Source organism: Methylomonas sp. MK1, from assembly GCF_000365425.1.
In the GTDB taxonomy this organism is placed as follows: domain Bacteria; phylum Pseudomonadota; class Gammaproteobacteria; order Methylococcales; family Methylomonadaceae; genus Methylomonas.
Map to the genome: position 1 here is coordinate 161,698 of NZ_AQOV01000002.1, position 19,958 is coordinate 181,655.

The 19,958-nt window shown below is 49.2% G+C and carries 25 protein-coding genes; 16 read left to right on the forward strand and 9 right to left on the reverse strand.

Annotation, left to right across the window (positions count from 1 at the left end; genetic code table 11):
• A complete protein-coding gene (locus G006_RS0117565) occupies nt 1-1,338 on the reverse strand; it encodes a L,D-transpeptidase family protein (protein WP_020484533.1) in 1,338 nt (445 codons plus the stop codon).
• Nucleotides 1,339-1,596: 258 nt separating this feature from the next.
• On the opposite strand from G006_RS0117565, the gene apbC reads away from it, so the two are divergent.
• From apbC to G006_RS0117630, 13 genes are all read left to right on the forward strand, one after another.
• Entirely contained in the window at nt 1,597-2,688 is a 1,092-nt protein-coding gene (gene apbC / locus G006_RS0117570; protein WP_020484534.1) for an iron-sulfur cluster carrier protein ApbC, read from the forward strand.
• A 172-nt stretch (nt 2,689-2,860) separates the two neighbouring features.
• Nucleotides 2,861-4,138, forward strand: coding sequence for a tyrosine-type recombinase/integrase (locus G006_RS0117575; RefSeq protein ID WP_020484535.1), 1,278 nt, complete (start codon nt 2,861-2,863; stop codon nt 4,136-4,138).
• A gap of 383 nt (nt 4,139-4,521) precedes the next feature.
• On the forward strand, nt 4,522-4,824 hold the full coding sequence (locus G006_RS0117580) for a helix-turn-helix transcriptional regulator (RefSeq protein WP_020484536.1): 303 nt from the start codon (nt 4,522-4,524) through the stop codon (nt 4,822-4,824).
• Between the two features lie 9 nt (nt 4,825-4,833).
• On the forward strand, nt 4,834-5,166 hold the full coding sequence (locus G006_RS25835) for a helix-turn-helix domain-containing protein (RefSeq protein ID WP_020484537.1): 333 nt from the start codon (nt 4,834-4,836) through the stop codon (nt 5,164-5,166).
• The gene (locus G006_RS0117590; RefSeq protein WP_020484538.1) at nt 5,159-5,569 is read left to right on the forward strand and encodes a hypothetical protein; all 411 of its coding nucleotides are present in this window, start codon (nt 5,159-5,161) and stop codon (nt 5,567-5,569) included. Before G006_RS25835 ends, G006_RS0117590 begins: the two co-directional genes overlap by 8 nt.
• On the forward strand, nt 5,559-6,728 hold the full coding sequence (locus G006_RS27200; RefSeq protein ID WP_020484539.1) for an AAA family ATPase: 1,170 nt from the start codon (nt 5,559-5,561) through the stop codon (nt 6,726-6,728). Before G006_RS0117590 ends, G006_RS27200 begins: the two co-directional genes overlap by 11 nt.
• Before the next feature lie 127 nt (nt 6,729-6,855).
• Nucleotides 6,856-8,211 (forward strand): DEAD/DEAH box helicase, encoded by a 1,356-nt coding sequence (locus tag G006_RS0117600; protein ID WP_020484540.1) that lies wholly within the window; start codon nt 6,856-6,858, stop codon nt 8,209-8,211.
• Complete coding sequence (locus G006_RS0117605; protein WP_020484541.1) at nt 8,208-8,660, forward strand: putative PDDEXK endonuclease; 453 nt, start codon at nt 8,208-8,210, stop codon at nt 8,658-8,660. Before G006_RS0117600 ends, G006_RS0117605 begins: the two co-directional genes overlap by 4 nt.
• On the forward strand, nt 8,650-8,940 hold the full coding sequence (locus G006_RS0117610; RefSeq protein WP_152428968.1) for a hypothetical protein: 291 nt from the start codon (nt 8,650-8,652) through the stop codon (nt 8,938-8,940). The genes G006_RS0117605 and G006_RS0117610 overlap by 11 nt, the downstream gene beginning before the upstream one ends.
• An 82-nt stretch (nt 8,941-9,022) precedes the next feature.
• Nucleotides 9,023-9,424 (forward strand): DUF5681 domain-containing protein, encoded by a 402-nt coding sequence (locus G006_RS0117615; RefSeq protein WP_020484543.1) that lies wholly within the window; start codon nt 9,023-9,025, stop codon nt 9,422-9,424.
• Nucleotides 9,421-9,603 carry a hypothetical protein gene (locus G006_RS0117620; RefSeq protein ID WP_020484544.1) on the forward strand — a complete coding sequence of 61 codons (183 nt, stop codon included), beginning with the start codon at nt 9,421-9,423 and terminating at the stop codon, nt 9,601-9,603. The genes G006_RS0117615 and G006_RS0117620 overlap by 4 nt, the downstream gene beginning before the upstream one ends.
• 298 nt (nt 9,604-9,901) lie before the next feature.
• Nucleotides 9,902-10,930: a hypothetical protein gene (locus G006_RS0117625; protein WP_152428969.1), complete on the forward strand. Its 1,029-nt coding sequence runs from the start codon at nt 9,902-9,904 to the stop codon at nt 10,928-10,930.
• A 25-nt stretch (nt 10,931-10,955) separates the two neighbouring features.
• The gene (locus G006_RS0117630) at nt 10,956-11,135 is read left to right on the forward strand and encodes a hypothetical protein (protein ID WP_020484546.1); all 180 of its coding nucleotides are present in this window, start codon (nt 10,956-10,958) and stop codon (nt 11,133-11,135) included.
• A 54-nt stretch (nt 11,136-11,189) separates the two neighbouring features.
• Here the strand turns inward: G006_RS0117630 and G006_RS25845 are convergent, their stop codons facing one another.
• Both G006_RS25845 and G006_RS0117640 read right to left on the reverse strand, forming a co-directional pair.
• Nucleotides 11,190-11,786 (reverse strand): hypothetical protein, encoded by a 597-nt coding sequence (locus G006_RS25845; RefSeq protein WP_020484547.1) that lies wholly within the window; start codon nt 11,784-11,786, stop codon nt 11,190-11,192.
• A gap of 112 nt (nt 11,787-11,898) precedes the next feature.
• On the reverse strand, nt 11,899-12,351 hold the full coding sequence (locus tag G006_RS0117640; RefSeq protein ID WP_020484548.1) for a hypothetical protein: 453 nt from the start codon (nt 12,349-12,351) through the stop codon (nt 11,899-11,901).
• Between the two features lie 494 nt (nt 12,352-12,845).
• Here G006_RS0117640 and G006_RS27205 point away from each other — a divergent pair, with 494 nt between their 5' ends.
• A complete protein-coding gene (locus G006_RS27205; protein WP_020484549.1) occupies nt 12,846-13,550 on the forward strand; it encodes a hypothetical protein in 705 nt (234 codons plus the stop codon).
• A 188-nt stretch (nt 13,551-13,738) separates the two neighbouring features.
• Here the strand turns inward: G006_RS27205 and G006_RS0117650 are convergent, their stop codons facing one another.
• Nucleotides 13,739-13,978 (reverse strand): hypothetical protein, encoded by a 240-nt coding sequence (locus G006_RS0117650; protein ID WP_020484550.1) that lies wholly within the window; start codon nt 13,976-13,978, stop codon nt 13,739-13,741.
• Nucleotides 13,979-14,160: 182 nt separating this feature from the next.
• Between G006_RS0117650 and G006_RS0117655 the strand changes: the two genes are divergently transcribed.
• Complete coding sequence (locus tag G006_RS0117655) at nt 14,161-15,285, forward strand: Fic family protein (RefSeq protein ID WP_020484551.1); 1,125 nt, start codon at nt 14,161-14,163, stop codon at nt 15,283-15,285.
• A 180-nt stretch (nt 15,286-15,465) separates the two neighbouring features.
• On the opposite strand, the gene proB is transcribed toward G006_RS0117655, so the two are convergent.
• The 4 genes from proB to rplU all read right to left on the reverse strand — a co-directional run bounded on the left by proB (nt 15,466) and on the right by rplU (nt 18,300).
• On the reverse strand, nt 15,466-16,587 hold the full coding sequence (proB, locus tag G006_RS0117660; RefSeq protein WP_020484552.1) for a glutamate 5-kinase: 1,122 nt from the start codon (nt 16,585-16,587) through the stop codon (nt 15,466-15,468).
• Nucleotides 16,574-17,632, reverse strand: a complete 1,059-nt coding sequence (cgtA, locus tag G006_RS0117665) for an Obg family GTPase CgtA (RefSeq protein ID WP_020484553.1) — start codon at nt 17,630-17,632, stop codon at nt 16,574-16,576. The genes proB and cgtA overlap by 14 nt, the downstream gene beginning before the upstream one ends.
• A gap of 81 nt (nt 17,633-17,713) precedes the next feature.
• On the reverse strand, nt 17,714-17,971 hold the full coding sequence (rpmA, locus tag G006_RS0117670; RefSeq protein ID WP_020484554.1) for a 50S ribosomal protein L27: 258 nt from the start codon (nt 17,969-17,971) through the stop codon (nt 17,714-17,716).
• A 17-nt stretch (nt 17,972-17,988) separates the two neighbouring features.
• Nucleotides 17,989-18,300, reverse strand: a complete 312-nt coding sequence (gene rplU, locus G006_RS0117675) for a 50S ribosomal protein L21 (RefSeq protein WP_020484555.1) — start codon at nt 18,298-18,300, stop codon at nt 17,989-17,991.
• 206 nt (nt 18,301-18,506) lie between these two features.
• Between rplU and G006_RS0117680 the strand changes: the two genes are divergently transcribed.
• Nucleotides 18,507-19,511 (forward strand): polyprenyl synthetase family protein, encoded by a 1,005-nt coding sequence (locus tag G006_RS0117680; protein ID WP_020484556.1) that lies wholly within the window; start codon nt 18,507-18,509, stop codon nt 19,509-19,511.
• Nucleotides 19,512-19,515: 4 nt separating this feature from the next.
• On the opposite strand, the gene G006_RS0117685 is transcribed toward G006_RS0117680, so the two are convergent.
• Entirely contained in the window at nt 19,516-19,920 is a 405-nt protein-coding gene (locus G006_RS0117685) for a hypothetical protein (protein WP_020484557.1), read from the reverse strand.
• Nucleotides 19,921-19,958: the final 38 nt, after the last annotated feature.

Below are 19,958 nucleotides of genomic sequence, written 5' to 3' on the forward strand. Positions count from 1 at the left end.
TTAGTTTCTTGCAGCCTGTTTCGGATCTATAGCTTTAACGTCCATATCGAAATTCTGCTTGATGCGTTGCGCTACGGTTTTGGCTTCTTTCTTATTCTTAAACGGTCCGGCTACCACTTGAAAGCCACCATCTTTGGCAATTTTTCGGGCAGGAATCGGCGGTCCTTGGTGATTGAGCATGGCTGCCAGCTTTTGGGCGTCGGTCTCATTTTCGAAGCTGGCGGCCAGAATCGACCAGTCGCTGTCGCTCAATTCATTGATAACCGGTTGGCCGTAGAATTGCTCAGGATGGGCAAGTTGCACCGCATCGGCTGTTAATTCGGGTAGATCGGCACTGCCGGGTAGTACTGGAGTGGGGACGCCGTCGGCACGTTGCAAGATGCGCTCGACTTTGCTCCAGTCAACCGTTGCTTGCTTTTCGCTTGCCAGTTGTTGCAGTTTTTTCCGAATATCTTTTTGCAGCTGTTTTTGTTGTTTTTCCCATTTGTCTAATGGGCGGTGGGCTTCCAGATAAAGCATGTCATCTTGCCAGGTTGCCATGTACGGCTGGTGGACGATACGAACCGGGGTGCCGACTTCTACTTTGTTGAATAGGACTTCTATGTCTTCGGGGTATAGCTGTACGCAGCCATGACTGACTTGTAAGCCGATTCCGTAAGGCTTGTTGGTGCCATGGATCAGATAGCCGCTGAAACCCAAAGGCATGGCATAACTGCCCAAGGGGTTGTCCGGGCCGGAACGTATCACTTTCGGCAGCGGGTCGCCCAATGCCTGATGTTCGCGGTGGATCGATTCCGGTACCGTCCAGTCCGGATTGGCCTTTTTTGCGACAATTTGGGTTTGTCCTAACGGCGTGTTCCAGCCTTGGCGGCCTATTCCCACCGGATACGTCAGCACGGTATTGGCTTGATTTTTGGGGTAATAGAACATGCGCATATTGGCCAGATTCAGCACGATACCTTTGCGTGGGGCGTCGGGGAGCACGAAACGCAAGGGCAGCAACACGGTTTGCTCGGCGGGCAAGGTCCATGGATCGAGATGGGCATTGGCGATGGTAATGTCGTTGTAACCCAAACCGTAATGGCGGCCGATGTCGGACAGCGTATCGTTTTCGCGGCTGCTGATACTGGCAAGCGTACCGACCATGCCTTGGTCACTGCTCAGGTTAAATTCATGACTGGCTATATTGTCCGGTTTGGAGTTCCAGACGATGTGTTCCGGCTGGTTGTCGGAAAATAACGGGATGTTTTGACAGCCGCTAAGCAGGGCGCTGACTACTGCTACAACGAAGACTAGCGGTATCGGTGAAACAGTACGGTTTTGAATGACTGCTGACATGTTTATGATAGGCGCAGATAGTGACGGAGCGGATGGTTGAAGGTAAGCGATCCAAATTAAAATCAGATTAAGGCGGCATTAAGTCTTAATTAAGAATTAACTATTAAGGCTAATTGTTAAGTCGTTACGATAAAGCATTATTCTACAAGAGAAAACTATTTTTTAACAATGGCGCGGATTTAATGGCATCCTGTTAAGGTGTTATCATATTCGCACTATTTTACTTGGTTATTATTTCCCCTTACTTCGGAGTTCCGCATGGCGAGCATTGACAAAACGGCTGTCGAAAATTTACTTAAACACTTTATCGATCCAAATGTGGAAACCGATTTGGTGTCGGCAAAATCCGTTAAGAAAATCAGTGTGGATGGCAATGATGTCAGCGTCGTTATCGAGTTGGGTTATCCGGCTAAAAGTTATCTTGAAGAACTGAAGGCGGCGGTAACACAGCGTCTGCAAACTTTGCCTGGTGTGGGCAAACTAGATGTGTCGGTCAGTTTCAATATCCTTTCGCATTCGGTACAAAAAGCGTTAAAGCCTTTGCCGAATGTGAAAAATATTATTGCGGTGGCCTCCGGCAAGGGTGGGGTGGGCAAGTCCACTACTTCCGTGAATCTGGCTCTGGCCTTGGCGGCGGAAGGCGCCAATGTCGGTATTCTGGATGCCGATATTTACGGCCCCAGCATTCCGACCATGTTGGGCTTGTCCGGTAAGCCCGACAGTCCGGATGGCAAAAGCATGTTGCCGAAAATCTCGTTCGGCGTGCAGACCATTTCGATCGGTTATTTGATCGACCCTGACCAACCGATGATCTGGCGCGGGCCAATGGTTACCGGTGCTTTGCAGCAATTACTGAATCAAACCCAATGGCACGATGTGGATTACCTGATCATCGATTTGCCGCCCGGCACAGGTGATATTCAGCTGACGCTGGCGCAACAGATTCCGGTCAGCGGTGCGGTGATTGTTACCACGCCACAGGATATTGCGCTAATCGATGCGCAACGCGGCTTGGGGATGTTCGAAAAGGTCAATGTGCCGATATTGGGGCTAGTGGAAAATATGAGTGTGCATATTTGCAGTAACTGCGGGCATGAAGAAGCGATTTTCGGCCAAGGCGGCGGCGTAGCGATGGCAATCAAGAATAAGCTGGATTTGTTGGGCTCTTTACCGCTGGATATTCAGATTCGCGAGTATGCCGATAGCGGCAGGCCTACAGTGGTGGCCGATCCGGATGGTCGGCCGGCGCAAATCTACAAAGCGATTGCTCGGAAGATGGCCGCCAAGTTGGCGATGCGGGCGCGGGATTATAGCGGTCGGTTTCCAAATATTGTTATTCAGAATACCTGATGGTGTTTCAGTGAATCCCGGATAGGCTCTGGATGCCCGATTTTACAAGGGAATCATCGTTTTTTTATTCCCAGACAGTCCCACAAAAAACCATTAAATCCCGCTATAATGTCCCCTGTTTTGTCCCCTGGATGCATAAACAGGGGACAAGTATCACAAGCGCGGGGTGGACATGCTAACCGACACAGCAATAAAGAAATTAAAACCCGTAGGAAAGGACTATCAAAAAGCCGATGGCGAAGGTTTGGTATTGGTGGTGCGAGCCGCTGGCGAAAAGTCCTGGCGCTATGAATTCCGGCTTAATGGCAAAAAGCAGAAATACACTTACGGCAACTACCCGGAATTCAGCCTGGATGATGCACGATCAATTAACAGGGTGGCGCGCAAGCTGGTTGAACAAGGGCGACACCCATCAACGATGCTCGATGACCCGGTTACCAAAAAACAAATCATTGATGGTGCCAGCTTTAAAGAGCTGGAGGCGTCACTAGCAGAACGGCAACAGCAGGCGGCGTTAGCCAGTATTCCAACCTTCGGCCAATTAGCCGAGCTTTACTGGCAAGAGGTAGAACGAACCTGGAAGAATCCAGAGAAGCAGTTCAGCTTAGCTAGGCGGCACCTGCTTCCTAAGCTGGGGCATATACGCATAAACGAAATTGATGTTGCTATGGTTCGTGAGCTGATCTATGACATACGGGAGAGAATCGGCACACCTACCGCCCACGTTGCCAGGGATTGGGCTAATCGAATCTTTGACTATGGTGTTGAACACAATCTATGCGCCAGCAACCCGGCAAGCTTGGTAAGGGCAAAACGGGTAGGGGACAAAGTGAAGCGAAAGCGTTGGCTAAAAAGCTCAGAAATTCGGCGCTATTTAACAGACGCATATCGGCTAAATAGCTACCGAGGGCATAAGCTTGGCCTTCATCTTCTAATGATTACCGGTGTCCGTATCGGGGAACTGGTCGGTGCCAAGTGGAACGAAATCGATTTAGAGCAGGCGGAGTGGTTGATACGTTCTGACCGGATGAAAGCCGAAAATGATCATTACGTACCGTTGCCAGCCCAAGCCGTTAGTATGTTTCAGGAGCTTAAGCAGTTGAGCGCAGATGATGAATTTGTTTTTCCATCTGATAGAACCTCAACCGGGCATATTCAAAAAGAAACGCTGCGCTACTTTCATCAGCAGGTGTGCGCGTCGGCAAACATAGCGGATTATCTGCCGCATGACCACCGGCACACCATATCGACGCATTTAAGAGAGCGCGGTTTTAATCCCGAGATTGTAGAAACCACCTTGGCGCATAAACTGCCGGGTGTTGCTGGTGTGTATTCCCATGCTCAGTACCGCGAACAACGCCGAGCCATGTTACAGGATTGGGCGGATTATCTGGATAGCCTTGTCACTGAGCAAGTTGTGGTTCAGGCCAATTTTAGGCAAGCGGTATAACAGAATTTAACCGGATAGCTCGACGGGGCAACAAACGGGATTCGCCCCCCGTTTCCGGTTAATCCTTTCGGACGACTGACACTTTGGCGGGGTGTTGACGAAACAAGTACAAGCATTAATTAAACATCGTTCAAAAAATACTTGCTATCTTTTAAATGCCACGATAACATTTGCACCATCTGGGATTGCTAGGGAGTTTGTGAGCCTTCTTTCCAGAGTTTATGTTTTTTAGGGCCAGCTATTGGCGACCCTGATTCAACACCTGACCAATCGGCCAGGCAGTGCATAAGCAAATTTGGTTTTATTAACTTAATTCGCTTTGTCGTGCTTGGTACATTGCTGTCTATCGCAAGGCAAAGCAATCTTCATTATGGAGTTTGCTCATGCAAAAAATACAACATTCTCATACTGGTGGACAGACCAGTCTAAACGCCAATGCAATTCTGCGTCGTAAAGTCGTTTCTGGCTTGACCGGCAAGAGCCGCTCGACACTCTATCGTGATATTTCAAAAGGACTATTTCCTCATTCGATTGAAATTGGGGGAGGGTGCGTCGGTTGGCCTTGTTATGAGGTCGAGCAAATCAACAATGCCCGCATTTCAGGTAAATCAGACGATGAAATAAAACAATTGGTTGTCGAGCTGGAAGCCGCAAGAAAGCAATCAAACGCCGACTTAGCAGCATAAGGCGGTCACATGGAAGATAACCTTAGAAAGGTAGCCGCCCTGGCCGGCGGCGTCCCCAAAATTGAAATGACTGAAGCGGTCAACGGCTACTCTACCGACACAGCAAGTCAGCGTCAACGGATTTTAGACTGGTTGCATTCGTCACCACTAACCACATTGCAGGCTCGTAAAGAGCTGGACATTATGCACCCAGCCGCGCGAGTTCAAGAGTTGAAGCAGTGCGGCCACAACATCGTTACTCACTGGACCACTGACTCTGCCGGCAAAGCAAAGCACCGTGTCGCATCTTATGTGTTGTTCGCCGAACCTTCCCTGTCGCTAGGAGGTGGTTGCGATGCCTAATCAATCAAAAATACCGCCATTCGGCAAAGCCTTGCTGGATCGTCAACGCTTCAATAATCCGCCGTTTCTGGTGGCTGTCTGCGTCGGCGGCGATGCATGGAACCACGCCAAACAATGGAATCGGCGCGGCGTTAATGTCGGCTTGGTGTTACCGCCCGATACCTCGCCCAAGTCGCTCAATTGGCCGGTTAAAGGCTGTCTATGTGTGATTGAGTGGGGAACCGGTCCCGCCGTGCCGTTAATTGTTGAGTTGGCTAAATGCCTACTGATGGCTGGCGCCGAGTCCGTCACAGTTCGCCCGTTGTGGGTGGATTTCAGTCAGCCTAACCTGGAATGGCCGGCAGATCAGGAACGCATCCGCACATACTACGCGCCACGGAAGGAGTTAGCCCATGTTGCCTGAGAATATCGAATTCGATCCGCCAGAACACAAGCCTGCCCCGTTTCCGTTTATATCGGCCCGTGAGTTGACCTTAAAGCCGATTCGGATTGATTGGCTGCTGGAAGGTTTCCTGGAGCGTGAAAGCCTGAATCTGCTGTTTGGTGAGCCTGGCGCGGGTAAGTCGCTATTTGCCTTGGATTGGGCCTTCTGTATTGCGACGGGTCGTGATTGGCATGGCTACAACACTAAGCAGGCTGATGTTGTGATTGTCGCCGGCGAGGGTTTTGCTGGACTGTCACGAAGAGTTAAGGCGCTAGAGCAAAAATACAAAATGCTGGCGCCGGAATCGCTGCATATCAGTCAACGCCCCGCGCAACTGATGGACGAGAAGAACGCGCAATGGGTAGCCGATAGCATCAATAGTCTTTGTGCCAATCCCGGCTTAATCATTATCGATACGCTGCACCGCAACATCGAAGGCGACGAGAACAGCAGCCAGGACATAGCCAAGTTCATAAGCAACCTGGACAACTATCTAAAGCCTTTGGGTGCGGCGGTACTGATCGTGCATCACTCAGGCCACGGACAAAAAGACCGCAGCCGAGGAAGTAGTTCTATCAGGGCGGCAATGGATGGCGAATTCTCAGCCACCAAGGGCGAAGGCGGCATTGTGCTTAGTTGCCACAAGGCTAAGGATTTTGAGGCCTTCACGCCGCTGCAATTCAGTCTAAAACCTACCGACTTGGATTGGCTCGACGATGACGGCGAACCGATGACCAGCGTCTATTTGGAGCATGTCGGCGAGGCTAAGCCCATCCCCAAAAAGCGCAAATTATCCGCCCGCGATGATGCCATTTTGACCGCTTTAACTGAGGCAATTGATAAGCATGGCATCGTACCTTCGTCAGAAATAAAGGAGAAATTCGGCGGCTTTTCTGGTTCTGGTGTTGATAGTCGAAAGGTAGTCAATATCGATCACTGGCGGGAACAGGCATACAAGGCAATTGTGGTTGATGCCAATACAGATGACGCACGCCGCATGGCTTTCAAACGATGTCGGGATAAGCTTTTTGACCAAGGGTTTACCGTCGAATATGACGGATATGCATGGCCAATTTTTGACCGACCGAACAACGAACAGAACCGAACAAAAACGAACAACCATTCGGGCGGAGCATGAACTTTTTAGCGAACGAACACGAACACACTTCTATAAGAAGTGTTCGGTGTTCGCAAAATCTGTTCGCCCTCTCAGTTCAGTTAAAAACAGAATTTAAATGCCGGCAACCGGCAAGGGATTAAACCCAATGAAAGCAACCTTATCCGATAAAACTTATTTAACCGACCTGGACGGCTTCCAAGCAATGGAAATCGAAAAGGCGCTTACTTATATCAATCCGAAGTATCAGGAAGCCTTAAAACAAGGTCGTTCGGTGCGTGGCATTGATAAACACATCCAGCTATTCGAACGCACCAGCAACGGTCTATCGATTCCACGCGGCATATTTTTGGCGTCATTGGGCATGGTGGCGGAAGTAATCCAGGATGATAGACAGAGCCACCCGGTAATGATCGAAACCATTATCGAGCCGAGACACTATCAGGAGCGTGCCTTAAAACTGGCGGTTACTGTTGGCGGCGGCGTGCTTGTCGCCCCGACCGGCGCGGGCAAGACCACCATGGGCATTGAGTTGGCGGCAAGGCTTGCTCAGCGCTGTTTGATCCTGGTCAAGTCCAAAGACCTTGCCGAACAATGGATAGGCGCTATTAAGCGATTTACTGGCCTGGAGTGCGGCATTATTGGCGGCGGCAAGTGGATCGAAGGCAAACAGTTCACCGTCGCCTTGGTGCAGTCTCTGCACAAACACGAAACCAGCTTGGATTATGGCTTAGTGATCGTTGATGAGTGCCACAACGTACCAGCCACACAGGCTTACACCGTCATTAACCGGCAGCGGGCACAATACCGATTTGGCTTATCTGCCACGCCACAGCGGAGCGATAACCTGGAAATGATGATACATGCCGCCCTTGGTCCTGTCGTTGCTGAAATCGAGCAAAGCGAGGTTGTCGGCGCGGTGTTGCCGGTCACGGTGTCGACGTTGAATTACGCCTTCCAAGGTAATCCGAAAAGCTGGACGGATTTTATCGCCAAGCTGGCAGACGATCCCGAGCGCAACCGGCTAATCGTAAACAGCGCTATCAAGTCGAGCCGGTCACTGGGTACGGCGGTTTTAACCGGTACCATCGAACACGCGGAAAAGCTCCACGCCCTGATTGCACAGCATGGCGTCGATGCTTTGCTGTTGCATGGGCAATTACCCAAGAAAATCCGCGATGAGCGCATGAAGGCGGCGCACGGTAGCCAATTGATCATCGGCACGCTGTCGTTATTGTCGGAGGGTATCGACTGGCCGCATGTTGGCTCGATCATTTTCGCCAGTCCGGTATCTGCGGCGGTGAACAAGGAAACGCCGTCAGCCATCCGCTTGATTCAATCTATCGGCAGGGCCAGACGCCCATTCCCCGGCAAATCGGTGGCGCATGTCATGGATATTATCGACGCCACGCCTTTCGGCAGAGGTGCCTACCGCAAACGCGCGCTGATCTACCGTCAACAGGGTTTTAATGTGCGGGCATTAAATCAGGGAGGCCGGGCATGATTAACAGCAGAGCCAAAGGCAGCGCCGCCGAAAGAGAGTTTGCCGGTTTGGTCTATGACTGGTCCGGTGTGCGGTTGATTCGAAACCTGGAGCAAACCCGTTCGGGCGGTCACGATCTTATCGTTCATCCTGATGAAGTGGGTCCGGTCGCCGATGCTTTCCGCGCATTGGCCATCGAGTGCAAACGCTATCAATCGGTCACTGAGGCTAACATTCAAAAATGGTGGAATCAGGCAATTGCCCAGGCTAAGCCAGCCGAGTTGATGCCCATCCTAGCCTATCGCGCCAATCGCGCACCCTGGCGCGTTGTCTTGCCCTTGCGGGCGGTTAATCAAGCCCTGAGCCACAGTCAGCAGCTTGGTTATTGCGTCACGCTCAGCCCTGAGGGCTTTTGTCATGTCATGACAGAGGCTGTTCTGAACCAGGGGGTAAAATCACATGACAGATAAACCAAAACCGCACTGGCTTAAAGGAGTTATGAGTGGCGGCGCGCCAACTGCCGCTTCAAATTGCTTGGATGATGGCGCCAGCATACCTAAAAAAGAGACGAGGCTATGGACGTGGCTATTTCACAATGATGGCACAGGTTTAAAGCAACTCGAAGCAGAAGATCTCGTGCCGGATGATATGCCAACCATAACCGTTTTGATGCATACCTCCACCAGTCTTAGCGATTTGACCAAAGCGTTGCATCGAGTGATTGAAGAATACGGTGAAGAACATCTTTAAAAGACCGATAGGGATGATTGCAATATTTAATTGAACAGTGTTTAATTTCTGAAAAAAGCAGATCAGAAACAGGAAAAACAGTATGCCTCGCCGAAAATTTCAACCAGGGCAAAGCGGTAATCCAAGTGGCAGGCCGAAGGGTAAAACAGCGGCCACTTTGCTCAGAAAATCGATAGCCGATGCAATGCCGGAAATATTGGAAAAGTTGGTCGCTTTGGCAAAAGACGGTGATATTGCTGCGGCAAAAGCCTTGCTAGACAGAGCGGTACCACCTTTAAAGCCCGTGGCGGCTAATGTAAGTCTTTCCGTCCCCAATGAAGCCAGCTTGACCGAGCAAGGCGCTGCTGTCGTTAACGCCATCTTAACGGGATCAATTCCGCCAGATATTGGTGGCCAGCTGATAGCCGCCCTGTCCAACCAAGCCAAATTGATCGAGGTGGACGAATTAATTAAACGCATTGAGGAACTGGAGAAAAAGCAATGAGCTTACAAATTCGCTTAGCCAAATTGGAAAACCATCAGGGTGTAAAAACGCCGGTCATGCCGGAAGGTTTGAGTCCGATGGATCAGTATTTGTTCATGATTCGCCTGCCGGCGGCAAGCACCTCCCAAACATCCGCTCTGACACCGGCACAGGCTTATCAAGCTATGACTGGTCGGTAGCAGCCGCAATTTTCACAGTTTCCATTGAGGTAACCCATGGCCTTGCAAGATCGAATCACAAAACTTGAGCGCAAGCATCGTAAAACCGGCCCTGTCTTCGTCATAGTGCAATCGAACGAAACGCCGTCCGAGGCATTACTGCGCTGCCATCCGGGCGAAAAACCAGAACAGGTCTTGTATTTAGACCCATGTGACGTTCGAGCATGAGCTGTTCTGACTATCAAATTTATCTAAATTAAGCGAGGTTGTTATGGGTTTGTTAGGTGCTGCGTATGGCTTGGGGGCCGGCGTTAATGATATGGCTGATCGTAGGCTGAAGTTCTTGGATGAAAGCCGGATGTTGCAGATCAAAGCTGATGCGGACGCCGCTAGGGAGCAGCGGATTTTGGAGGCGAAAAACCTGTACAGCATTCAGGCCGAACAGCGCGGCTTGGAGAACGACAAAATTCGAGCTCAGAATGCGATTGACATCAATACCAACCCCGATAACGTCGCTAGGGCTGCTAATGCGGAAATTGCCAAGCTCAAAACCAAGGACGAATACGGCGATAGCCGCTTCGATACCGAGCTGGATCAGGCGACACGCAAAGCAAATGCGCTTGATGAGGCAACCTATCACGACAATACCGACTATGAAGGCCGGCGACTGTCGCACGAGCTGGACCGGTTAAAACTTGACGAAGCAAAACAGCCTCAGTTCAAAATGACCAAGGCCGACGAAAAGCGGTATGACTTCTTGAAGTCACAATATGAGAGTCTTGCTAAAGCTCGCAGTGAAACGACTGACGAAAAGATAAGAGTCGAGCTGTTGGATAAAATGGACGGCGTTTCCGGTCAGGTAGATAGTCTGCTGTCAAGGTACGACGGGGAAGGCAAGGAGCAAACAAAAGCCGCTGTCGATGACGATCCATTGGGCGTTAAGCGTGACCTGCTTTTGAAAGACTTGCGCAAGATCAATCCGAAGGTGGATGTTTCCGAAAAGCTTAGCAACTCAGACTTGCAAGAAATTCTCGATTACGAGCGGAAAAACCAGGGATCAAGCCAAGCAGAAAAGCCAAAAGGCATGCTCGGCGCAACGAAATTGCCAACACAGTATTCGGAACCAAAACCTAAAGGCATATTAAACCAGGGGAAAGCAGCATCTTCTGAGGGCAATTCGCTGAAAGCCATGGTTGAATCCGAGAACGACCCGGATAAGTTGCTGGATTTGATCGTACCTTATTTGCAACCGTCGGACATAGATGGTCTGAAATCAATGCCGGCCAATCAGCGCGGTGACAGAATACGCGCCATTCGAGACAGGTTGATCAGGCTCGGCGACATATAGGCTTTTGAACTATCGAGGACGCTTCATGGTTACTGATGATGTTAAAGCACTACGCGACCTGGCGGAACAGGTATTGCTAGGCTGGCTGGAAACTGAAACGCCGGCTGATCGCCGCCGGCAAAAAGCCCTCGAATTGGTCGCAGAGGCCGGACAATGCCTGCATTGCGCGTGTATCAATCTTGGGGCTTTCGAAATACACGATTAATCCTTGGCATTTAAAGTCCAACGGAATACTAAGATTTACTAACTATACAAGCGCTTAGTTATTTCTGTTTGAGGTTTTAGTGAGAAAAAGGGTCATACCTCCTATAGCTAAAACTCCTGCCCACTGTGTTAAAAGCATTGCTACATTAACGGTTGCAGTTATATTTCCTTTCTTTGGAGGAGCTAAAAGCCAGTCATATCCCATGTTATAAACAACGCCGTTCGCTGCTATGACTTGGTAAGGTGGATAGAAAAACATAATGGCAATAATTAATGAGACAACAAGCATTATTCGCGTTTGGTTTTTGCTTACTGATTGTTTGGCGTAATCATTAAAATCATTTAGTAATTTAGTTTTCTTAGGGCAATTGATACTTGCTTCATTGCTTTGCCATGACTTTAATCTGAACCAACCAAATCCAATTACGTAGCCCATTAACCAAGCGACAACAATTTGCAGAAAAATGAAAGCAAAAAAGTTTACATAGTCGCCATTATCTAACTTTGTTAGACTGGTCATTAATACACTTCCGCTAACAAGCCAGCTTGCTAGCCAGCGCCCTTGTTGATGAGCGGATGAGATGCTAGCTTTCTTAATCCCAATTGCTAAAATCTGAAATATCCCTATTGCAAAAAGCAGCTTTAAAAACATATGAGCAACAAACTTTTTTAGAAACTCATGTAAATCAAAGTCGCTTGCTTCACGTTTTTCGAAATTTTCTTTGTTGGTATTAGATGCTGTGTAGTTAGATTCATCTGATAGATTACTGGCTTCTATATTCTTTTCTTTCTTCTTTCTTGTATCTTGTAATGTATTCAGATATTTTTATGGCGTCCCAAGTCTCTGATAGCATCTTTCTATGTTCATCGCTAAGCCTTGATGTCCACTTTTCGAAATCCTCACTTTTCGAAATTTCTTTCCAGTCAGGATGAAGAGTATCAAGTAATTTAATCTGATGCTCATGGACACTATTTGTCTCGCTATCATCAACTTTAGAATTGTTCTTAGGTATTTGATAGCCGATGACTTCGGCATAGTCCTTAAACGGGATGTCGGAATAAAACTTTTTGTGCAGATAGTTCGCCAGCTGGTCGTCATCTAGGTTGGCGTAATCTGGATTTTTGTCGCGCACTTGCTGGAGAGTAAGCGCCGCTTGAGAAATGCCGAAAGGAAATAAGGCTAATACCAGGAAAGCTATTTTTACTAACCGAATCATAGGATGACTGAACTTTTTATCAATTAAATAACACTAGAATCGTTACAAAATATTGCAACCAGCAACAAAGCAAAGTGGGTTTATAGATAACATGGAATTAGCGCAAGTTTCAAACCAAACTCTATTGGTAGTCAAGCGAGCTTCGATTCTACCCTGTGCCGGCGAGGTTTTGCACGGAATTGGATAGAGCTTCACCATCACATAAAATCTGATTGACAGGGCAAAGCAACTAAGTGCAGAATCTAGCCGTTGGCCACATTGCCGACCGGGATTTGCAGCCCGTTTTGAAGTGGCGAGAAAAGCGCCGCAGCTTATGCGGCTTTTTTGTGCCTGTCATTTAGCATGGCTTTTGCTGTGCGTTCATTATGACGTGGTTATTTGGGCGGCTTCGGCCGGCCGCACCACTTCGCGGTACTGCAAACCCACTTAACCACGTCGCCTGATAGTTTGCAGTATCGGCGGCGGTTTAATCATTCAGAAGTGGAGTAACCGCAATGACAACAGAATCAACAGCTCAAGCCGAGCAAAGCCCCAATTTTAGCCACCGATTCAACCCTGAAGATGGTTTAGCCATTGATGCTTTCGACAACATATCGTCGCAAGCTATAAGCACACTTATGCTGCTTTCTGGTCAATTTGAAATGGATAACGAAACCGTTATTAATGACCATGACGTGGTTAATATTATTTATGGGGTTATAAACAGTATCAAAGATATGGGTGCTATTTACCGAAACGACTATAAGCACCAATTCAATGCAAATCGTGTAAAAACTGGTGTGGACTGCGAGCCAAAACGCACGATTCGCAGCCGTGATGATTTGTCATTTACCAAACGTGATCATGAAGGGCGAATGTTAAATTGGTTTATGCCCGATAGAAACGGAAATTATCACGAACACTACGGCATTGGTGAAATTTGGTTTAACGAAATCGTAGACCTGGCGCGACACAACACCCAAGATGCTTATGACGCGATGAAATTCGCTGGCCCTGAATTAACGCGTTATTGGAACAACGGCCATTCTGAAGGCTTTTTTGACAGGATGTCACGTTGGGCGCTTGCGGGAATAATATCAAATCCCGATGAGCCAATAGTCCCGTTCAAGTTCTGCAAGATGGGAAAACCACCGGTTGAAGGAATGGATAATCTAATAAGTCGTGCAATTGGCTCTGGCACGAAGGACGGTGCAGCATGAACAGCAAGTCAGCAATGGCGCAAGGCGAGCGACCAGAAGCCAAAAGCAACATAATACGACAAAAAACAGAGCCGGCTAGACTCCGGCCAATCATTCAAAGCCGGTAGCCCTCGCGGGTTATCGGCTTTTTTGTGATTGAAGTTTGTTTTTAAGCAAATATCGTTACAGGTTGAGCAGAAATTGATGCGTTAAGCATAGCCAACGAGCCGGTGCGCCTCCTGGTACTGGCTTTTTTTGCCCAAATCAAAACCATCACCACCAGCACAAGGAATGGTCGACATAGATCTTTTCCCCGCCGACACAGGTGAAACAGCCGCCTTTTGGTCCTTGGTGGTAATCCCCGTCGTAGCCGGTGATACTCCAGTCTGGCAGGTCTTTCGCTCCCATTTGTCCTTGGCTTTTCCAGCCGTCACCGTTTGCCATTGCATATTACTGGGATCGTCGGCACCGCCACGCACCAACGGCCTGATATGATCGATTACACAACCTGGACACGCGCGGGTGTTCAGCTGTTGCGCCGAACTGAAATAGTGGTGTGTGCTATTTTAGTTTTTGCGTAAAATCTAAAATATCGAGTAAGGTTGTTTTAGTTTCCGGGAAAAGCAAGGCCATGAAAAATTTTAAGGCTGGTCAAATCGTCCAGCAAACACATTATAAAAGCTTCCAGCCAAATACCATTAATCGTGCTTGGGTGTTGGATAACATGGAGTTGATTCAATTGCTGGGGCAGGCGGATCGTGAGCTGGGTAGGCTGGATATGTATTCGGACTACATCCCTAATATTGATTTATTCATTCGCATGCATGTACTGAAGGAGTCAACTCAATCCAGCAAGATCGAGGGCACGCAGACCAATATGGAGGAGGCGTTGCTTGAGCAAGAAGATGTTGCACTGGATAAGCGGGATGATTGGGAAGAGGTGCAAAACTATGTGGCTGCGATGAATGAGGCGATTGCGAATTTGCAGACTCTCCCCTTTTCAGCTCGCTTAATCCGTGAGACTCATAAAACTTTGATGCAGAGCGTACGCGGCAAGCACAAGCAGCCGGGCGAGTTTCGGCTAAGCCAGAATTGGATTGGCGGGGCAACGCTGAGCGATGCGGTGTTTGTGCCGCCAGTGCATACGTCCATCAGTGAGCTAATCGGCGATATTGAACTGTTTGTGCATAACGATGTTCAGTATTTCCCCGAGTTGCTTAAAATTGCCCTGGTGCATTACCAGTTCGAAACCATTCACCCTTTTTTGGACGGCAATGGCCGAGTCGGAAGGTTGCTGATTACGCTGTATCTTGTGAGCAAGGGGATATTGAAGAAACCGGTGTTGTATCTGTCGGATTTTTTCGAACGCAATCGCTCGCTTTATTACGACAATCTAATGCGGGTAAGGGAAAAAAACGACTTGCTGCAATGGTTCAAGTTTTTTCTGGTTGGCGTTATCGAAACCGCACAAAACAGCATTACCGCTTTTGACAATATTCTGAAGCTGCAAAAGATTGTGGATAGCCAAGTACAGACCTTGGGCAGCAGAGCTGTCAATGCACAAAAAGTGATTCACTACTTGTACCAGCGTCCGATGATCGATGCTTCCAAGGTCGGCGAAGTGGCAGAAATATCCGCAGCTTCGGCGTACAAACTGATTGCTGATTTAGAGCAGTTTGGCATATTGAAAGAAATCACCGGCGGCAAACGCGGCAAAATGTATCTGTTTGATGACTACTTGCAGCTGTTCAGATAACGATAGGTTTAACCGGGAAAAAAGGTAAAGAGAAGAAATCCTGAACTAATGCCCCCTGTTTTGTCCCCTGTTTTTTGTTTTAAGTCCTTAAAGCCTTGTAAATAAAGGCATCAAATATTGTTATTCAGAATACCTGAGATTGATGACAGACGACTTGGCTAGTAGCTAAGTCGCCTGGCCTCAGACTAACACTAAATTATCGCGATGGATAAGTTCGTCTTCGTCGGCGTAGCCCAGCAAAGTTTCGAATTCGCTGCTGGGTTTGCCGGCAATTTTATTGGCGTCGTCCGCGCCGTAATTAATTAAGCCGCGGGCGATTTCGTTGCCCTGTAAATCCAGGCAAGACACTAAGTCACCACGTTTAAAGGAGCCTTGCACGGCCTTTACGCCGACTGCCAGCAGGCTTTTGCCGGCGTCTTTCAGGATTTTTACCGCGCCGTCGTCCAATACCACGCTGCCTTTCAGCTGCAATTGCCCGGCCAGCCATTGTTTGCGAGCCACCAGCGGTGCAATGTTTGGTATTAAATAAGTACCTAAGTCATTGCCGTCGAATACCGCGTGGATGACGTTGTCAATTTTGCCCGATACAATCACTGTCGCTGCTCCGGAGCGCGCGGCCAGCCGGGCGGCGCGGACTTTGGTGTGCATGCCGCCGCGTCCCAGGCCGCTGATGCTGCCGCCGGCTACTTCGTCGAGCAGGCTTTCGTTGACGCTGATACTGGAAATCAGCTTGGCATTGGGATTCAGGCTGGGATTGGCGTCGAATAAACCGGTTTGGTCGGTAAGAATGATCAACAAATCGGCTTCTACCAAGTTGGCAACCAAGGCGCCCAATGTATCGTTGTCGCCAAAGCGGATTTCTTCGGTAGCGACTGCGTCGTTTTCGTTAATAACCGGTATTACACCGAAATCGAGTAAGGTCAGCAAAGTGCTGCGGGCGTTAAGGTAGCGTTGGCGGTCGGAGAGATCGTCATGGGTCAGCAGTACTTGCGCGGCCAGCACGTCGTGTAGCTGGAACTCATCTTCAAAGCGTCTGACCAAGCCCATTTGTCCTACAGAGGCTGCTGCCTGTAATTCATGCAAGGTCTTAGGTCGGGTTTTTAGCTTTAAGCGGGACATGCCTTCCGCGACGGAGCCGGAAGATACCAGCACCACATCGACACCCTGGCGTTTGAGGGCGGCCATTTGTGCGACCCAGCCGGCAATGGCTTGTTTGTTAAGGCCGCGTCCGCCGTCGGTCAAGAGTGAGCTGCCGATTTTGACGACAACGCGCTGGGCTTGAGAAAACTCAGAACGGCTCATGACGCGGCTCCTGTGCCTGCAGATCCCGCTCGGCCTTTTGTTGATCGAGGAAGTCCATGATGGCGTACATCAATGCCTGCGTGCCTTGATTTTTTAATGCGGAAATCAGGAATACCGGGCCAGTCCAGGCGAGGTCGTCGACGATGGCTTGGCAATGTTGCTCGACTTCGTCGTCGGGCATATTGTCGATCTTATTCAATACCAGCCAGCGCGGTTTGCTGGACAGGTCGTCGCTCCATTTCTCCACTTCGTGGATGATTTTACGGGCTGCGCTAACTGGGGTTTCGTCGCTTTCGTAGGGGGCGATGTCGACGATATGCAGCAACAAGCCGGTTCTGGACAGATGTTTTAGAAACTGTAAGCCAAGGCCTGCGCCTTCTGCAGCGCCTTCGATGACGCCGGGGATGTCGGCGATGACAAAGCTGCGTAAATCGTCTACACGCACGACGCCCAAATTGGGGTGTAAGGTTGTGAACGGGTAGTCCGCGACTTTGGGGCGTGCTGATGAAACGGTGCGAATCAGACTGGATTTGCCGGCATTGGGCATGCCAAGCAAGCCGACATCGGCGATAACCATTAATTCCAGGCGCAGCATCCGGTGTTCGCCGGCCGAGCCTTTGCTGGTTTGTTGAGGCGCGCGATTGACGCTGCTTTTGAAGCGCGTGTTGCCGAGGCCGTGGAAGCCTCCTTTGGCGACTAACAGTTGCTGACCGGGTTTGGTCAGATCGCCGATTTTTTCGCCAGTGTCGGCTTCGTAAACAATGGTGCCGGGTGGGACTGGGACGAAACAGTCGTCGCCTTTCTTGCCGGTGCAGTCGCGGCTGCCGCCGTTCTGACCGCGTTGGGCGCGATGTGTCGAGTGATAGCGAAAATCCACCAGCGTGTTGACATTTTCGGTAGCGACCAGATAAACGCTGCCGCCGTCACCGCCGTCGCCGCCATCCGGGCCGCCCAAGGGGATATATTTTTCACGGCGAAATGAGGCTTTGCCATTGCCGCCGTCGCCTGCTTCTACGCGGATTTCCGCTTCGTCAACAAATCTCATAATCTACCGGTATAAACAAAAAAGCCCCGCTGAAAACGAGGCTTTTCTTTTCAGTTGTGCTAATCAGCACAGCCAAGAAATTTACGCTGCTGCAATGCTGACGTATTTGCGGTTTTTAGGACCTTTTTCTTCAAAAACCACTTTGCCGTCGACTGTTGCAAACAAGGTGTGGTCTTTGCCGATTCCGACGTTGGTGCCGGGGTGAAACTGGGTGCCACGTTGACGAACCAGAATGTTGCCGGCTTTAACAACTTGACCGCCAAAACGTTTGACACCGAGGCGCTGTGCCTGTGAGTCGCGGCCGTTACGAGTACTACCGCCTGCCTTCTTATGAGCCATTTCTTATCCTCGTTATATTAAGCAGAAATGCCAGTAATCTGGATTTCTGTGTAGTATTGACGATGCCCCATTTGTTTCATGTGGTGCTTACGTCTTCTGAATTTAATGATTCTGACTTTTTTGTGTCTACCCTGGGAAACCACAGTTGCAGTCACTTTGCCGCCTTCGACAAATGGCTGACCTACTTTTATGGAGTCGCCTGATTGGACCATCAGCACTTTGTCGAACTCTACGCTGTCGCCTGCGCCCAACTCAAGTTTTTCTATTTTTAAGGTAGTACCCTCTGCGACCCGATACTGTTTACCACCTGTTTGAATTACCGCATACATCAGCGTAAGCTCCATCAAGCATAATCTGTTAATAGTGAACAGAGGATTATATTTTTTATTTAAGCCACAGTCAAACTAAAATTCCAGGAGAAACCTGCTGTCCAGCAGGTGTATGCGGGAAGTACTATTGACACTACTCGGTATTCTTCATAGCATGACCGGTTATTCACGTTATGCGCTACCGAGCGACAAGTTCACAACATCACATGATAGCTAAAGTTTCAACGCCAGCGTCAGTCACTATAGACTTCGATTCCATCAAAAATTTAACCAGTGCGGAAACTCAAGCCGTCGACCAGTTGATTTTAGAGGAACTGAGTTCCGATGTTGTGCTGATTAATCAAATTGGACATTACATAATCGGTAATGGCGGAAAAAGATTGCGACCGATGCTGTTGCTGTTGGCGGCAAAAGCCTTGGGTAAGGTTGATGATCACCATCTGATCTTAGCGGCGGTGATCGAATTCATCCATACTGCAACCTTATTGCACGACGATGTGGTCGACGAATCGGCTCTGCGGCGCGGCAAAGAGTCGGCCAACGCTGTGTGGGGTAACGCCGCAAGCGTGCTGGTAGGCGACTATTTGTACTCCAGTGCCTTCGAAATGATGGTCCGCACCGATAATATGCGGGTGATGGCGATTATGTCCAAAACCACCACCGCGATTGCCGAGGGCGAGGTATTGCAATTATTGAATTGCAATAATCCGGAGACCAGCGAAGCCAGGTATTTAGAAGTTATCGCCCGCAAAACCGCCATTTTGTTCAGTACGGCCACCCGCTTGGCAGCAGTCGTTTCGGCGACGGACCCAGCTACGGAAGAAGCGTTGGCGGTTTATGGTCAGCAATTGGGTGTGGCGTTTCAGTTGATAGACGATGCATTGGATTACAAGGCCACCAGCGAAGAGCTGGGTAAAAACTTGGGTGATGACTTGGCTGAAGGTAAGCCGACCCTGCCGTTAATTTATGCCATCCAGCACGGCAACGAGCAGCAAGCCAAAATTGTGGTAGATGCGATTAGGCAAGGCTCGCGTGATGCGTTTAACGAGGTCTACGAAGTCGTCAAAGCCACTAACGCCATCGAGTATACCGAGCAATGCGCCGACAGGGCAGCAGAGCAGGCGATTGCAGCATTGCAATGCTTGCCAGATTCCGAATACAAGCAGGCCCTTGAAGAGCTGGCGCGCTTCTCTGTGCAACGCAGTCACTGACGGTTTATAGCTTATCCTGCATAGCAGTTAATTGCTGGATTGACGACAGTAGCGGCGAATACAGTTTTTCGATTTTATCGAGCAACTGTTGAAAAAATTCACCTACTTCGTTCGATTCTTGATCAGCATGAACTGCAAACAGCCGTTGTTCCAGTGTGCTGATCGGATCACTATCAATCAGCTCATCCAATATCTCGAGTATTTCCGATTCTGCCAAAGTGGCGTTGAATTCTGCTTTTTTTAAGCCGGCTAATTGTTGGTTTAATGTCTCGATGTTTGTTTTTAGGCTTAGCGCCAGTTCATGTGTGTCTGCAAGCAAGGTTAAATCGCTGGTCAATCGTGCTAAATGATTTGCTGAGTCCTGTATGTCGTTTAATAGGCGTTTGCTTTGTTTTTTTAGGGATGCCATGTTTTCTCCTGGTTTTTTCCGTACGTTGATTGCTGTGG

Bases quoted from the DNA above. Each gene is read 5' to 3' on its own strand.
- G006_RS0117600 (WP_020484540.1), top strand. From the start codon at position 6,856: ATGAAAGCAACCTTATCCGATAAAACTTATTTAACCGACCTGGACGGC.
- G006_RS27205 (WP_020484549.1), top strand. From the start codon at position 12,846: ATGACAACAGAATCAACAGCTCAAGCCGAGCAAAGCCCCAATTTTAGC.
- G006_RS0117610 (WP_152428968.1), top strand. From the start codon at position 8,650: ATGACAGATAAACCAAAACCGCACTGGCTTAAAGGAGTTATGAGTGGC.
- G006_RS0117655 (WP_020484551.1), top strand. From the start codon at position 14,161: ATGAAAAATTTTAAGGCTGGTCAAATCGTCCAGCAAACACATTATAAA.
- cgtA (WP_020484553.1), bottom strand. From the start codon at position 17,632: ATGAGATTTGTTGACGAAGCGGAAATCCGCGTAGAAGCAGGCGACGGC.
- G006_RS0117590 (WP_020484538.1), top strand. From the start codon at position 5,159: ATGCCTAATCAATCAAAAATACCGCCATTCGGCAAAGCCTTGCTGGAT.
- G006_RS25845 (WP_020484547.1), bottom strand. From the start codon at position 11,786: ATGTTTTTAAAGCTGCTTTTTGCAATAGGGATATTTCAGATTTTAGCA.
- rplU (WP_020484555.1), bottom strand. From the start codon at position 18,300: ATGTATGCGGTAATTCAAACAGGTGGTAAACAGTATCGGGTCGCAGAG.
- G006_RS0117640 (WP_020484548.1), bottom strand. From the start codon at position 12,351: ATGATTCGGTTAGTAAAAATAGCTTTCCTGGTATTAGCCTTATTTCCT.
- G006_RS25835 (WP_020484537.1), top strand. From the start codon at position 4,834: ATGGAAGATAACCTTAGAAAGGTAGCCGCCCTGGCCGGCGGCGTCCCC.
- proB (WP_020484552.1), bottom strand. From the start codon at position 16,587: ATGAGCCGTTCTGAGTTTTCTCAAGCCCAGCGCGTTGTCGTCAAAATC.
- rpmA (WP_020484554.1), bottom strand. From the start codon at position 17,971: ATGGCTCATAAGAAGGCAGGCGGTAGTACTCGTAACGGCCGCGACTCA.
- G006_RS0117620 (WP_020484544.1), top strand. From the start codon at position 9,421: ATGAGCTTACAAATTCGCTTAGCCAAATTGGAAAACCATCAGGGTGTA.
- G006_RS0117565 (WP_020484533.1), bottom strand. From the start codon at position 1,338: ATGTCAGCAGTCATTCAAAACCGTACTGTTTCACCGATACCGCTAGTC.
- G006_RS27200 (WP_020484539.1), top strand. From the start codon at position 5,559: ATGTTGCCTGAGAATATCGAATTCGATCCGCCAGAACACAAGCCTGCC.
- G006_RS0117575 (WP_020484535.1), top strand. From the start codon at position 2,861: ATGCTAACCGACACAGCAATAAAGAAATTAAAACCCGTAGGAAAGGAC.
- G006_RS0117685 (WP_020484557.1), bottom strand. From the start codon at position 19,920: ATGGCATCCCTAAAAAAACAAAGCAAACGCCTATTAAACGACATACAG.
- G006_RS0117625 (WP_152428969.1), top strand. From the start codon at position 9,902: ATGGCTGATCGTAGGCTGAAGTTCTTGGATGAAAGCCGGATGTTGCAG.
- G006_RS0117630 (WP_020484546.1), top strand. From the start codon at position 10,956: ATGGTTACTGATGATGTTAAAGCACTACGCGACCTGGCGGAACAGGTA.
- G006_RS0117680 (WP_020484556.1), top strand. From the start codon at position 18,507: ATGATAGCTAAAGTTTCAACGCCAGCGTCAGTCACTATAGACTTCGAT.
- G006_RS0117650 (WP_020484550.1), bottom strand. From the start codon at position 13,978: ATGCAATGGCAAACGGTGACGGCTGGAAAAGCCAAGGACAAATGGGAG.
- G006_RS0117605 (WP_020484541.1), top strand. From the start codon at position 8,208: ATGATTAACAGCAGAGCCAAAGGCAGCGCCGCCGAAAGAGAGTTTGCC.
- G006_RS0117615 (WP_020484543.1), top strand. From the start codon at position 9,023: ATGCCTCGCCGAAAATTTCAACCAGGGCAAAGCGGTAATCCAAGTGGC.
- G006_RS0117580 (WP_020484536.1), top strand. From the start codon at position 4,522: ATGCAAAAAATACAACATTCTCATACTGGTGGACAGACCAGTCTAAAC.
- apbC (WP_020484534.1), top strand. From the start codon at position 1,597: ATGGCGAGCATTGACAAAACGGCTGTCGAAAATTTACTTAAACACTTT.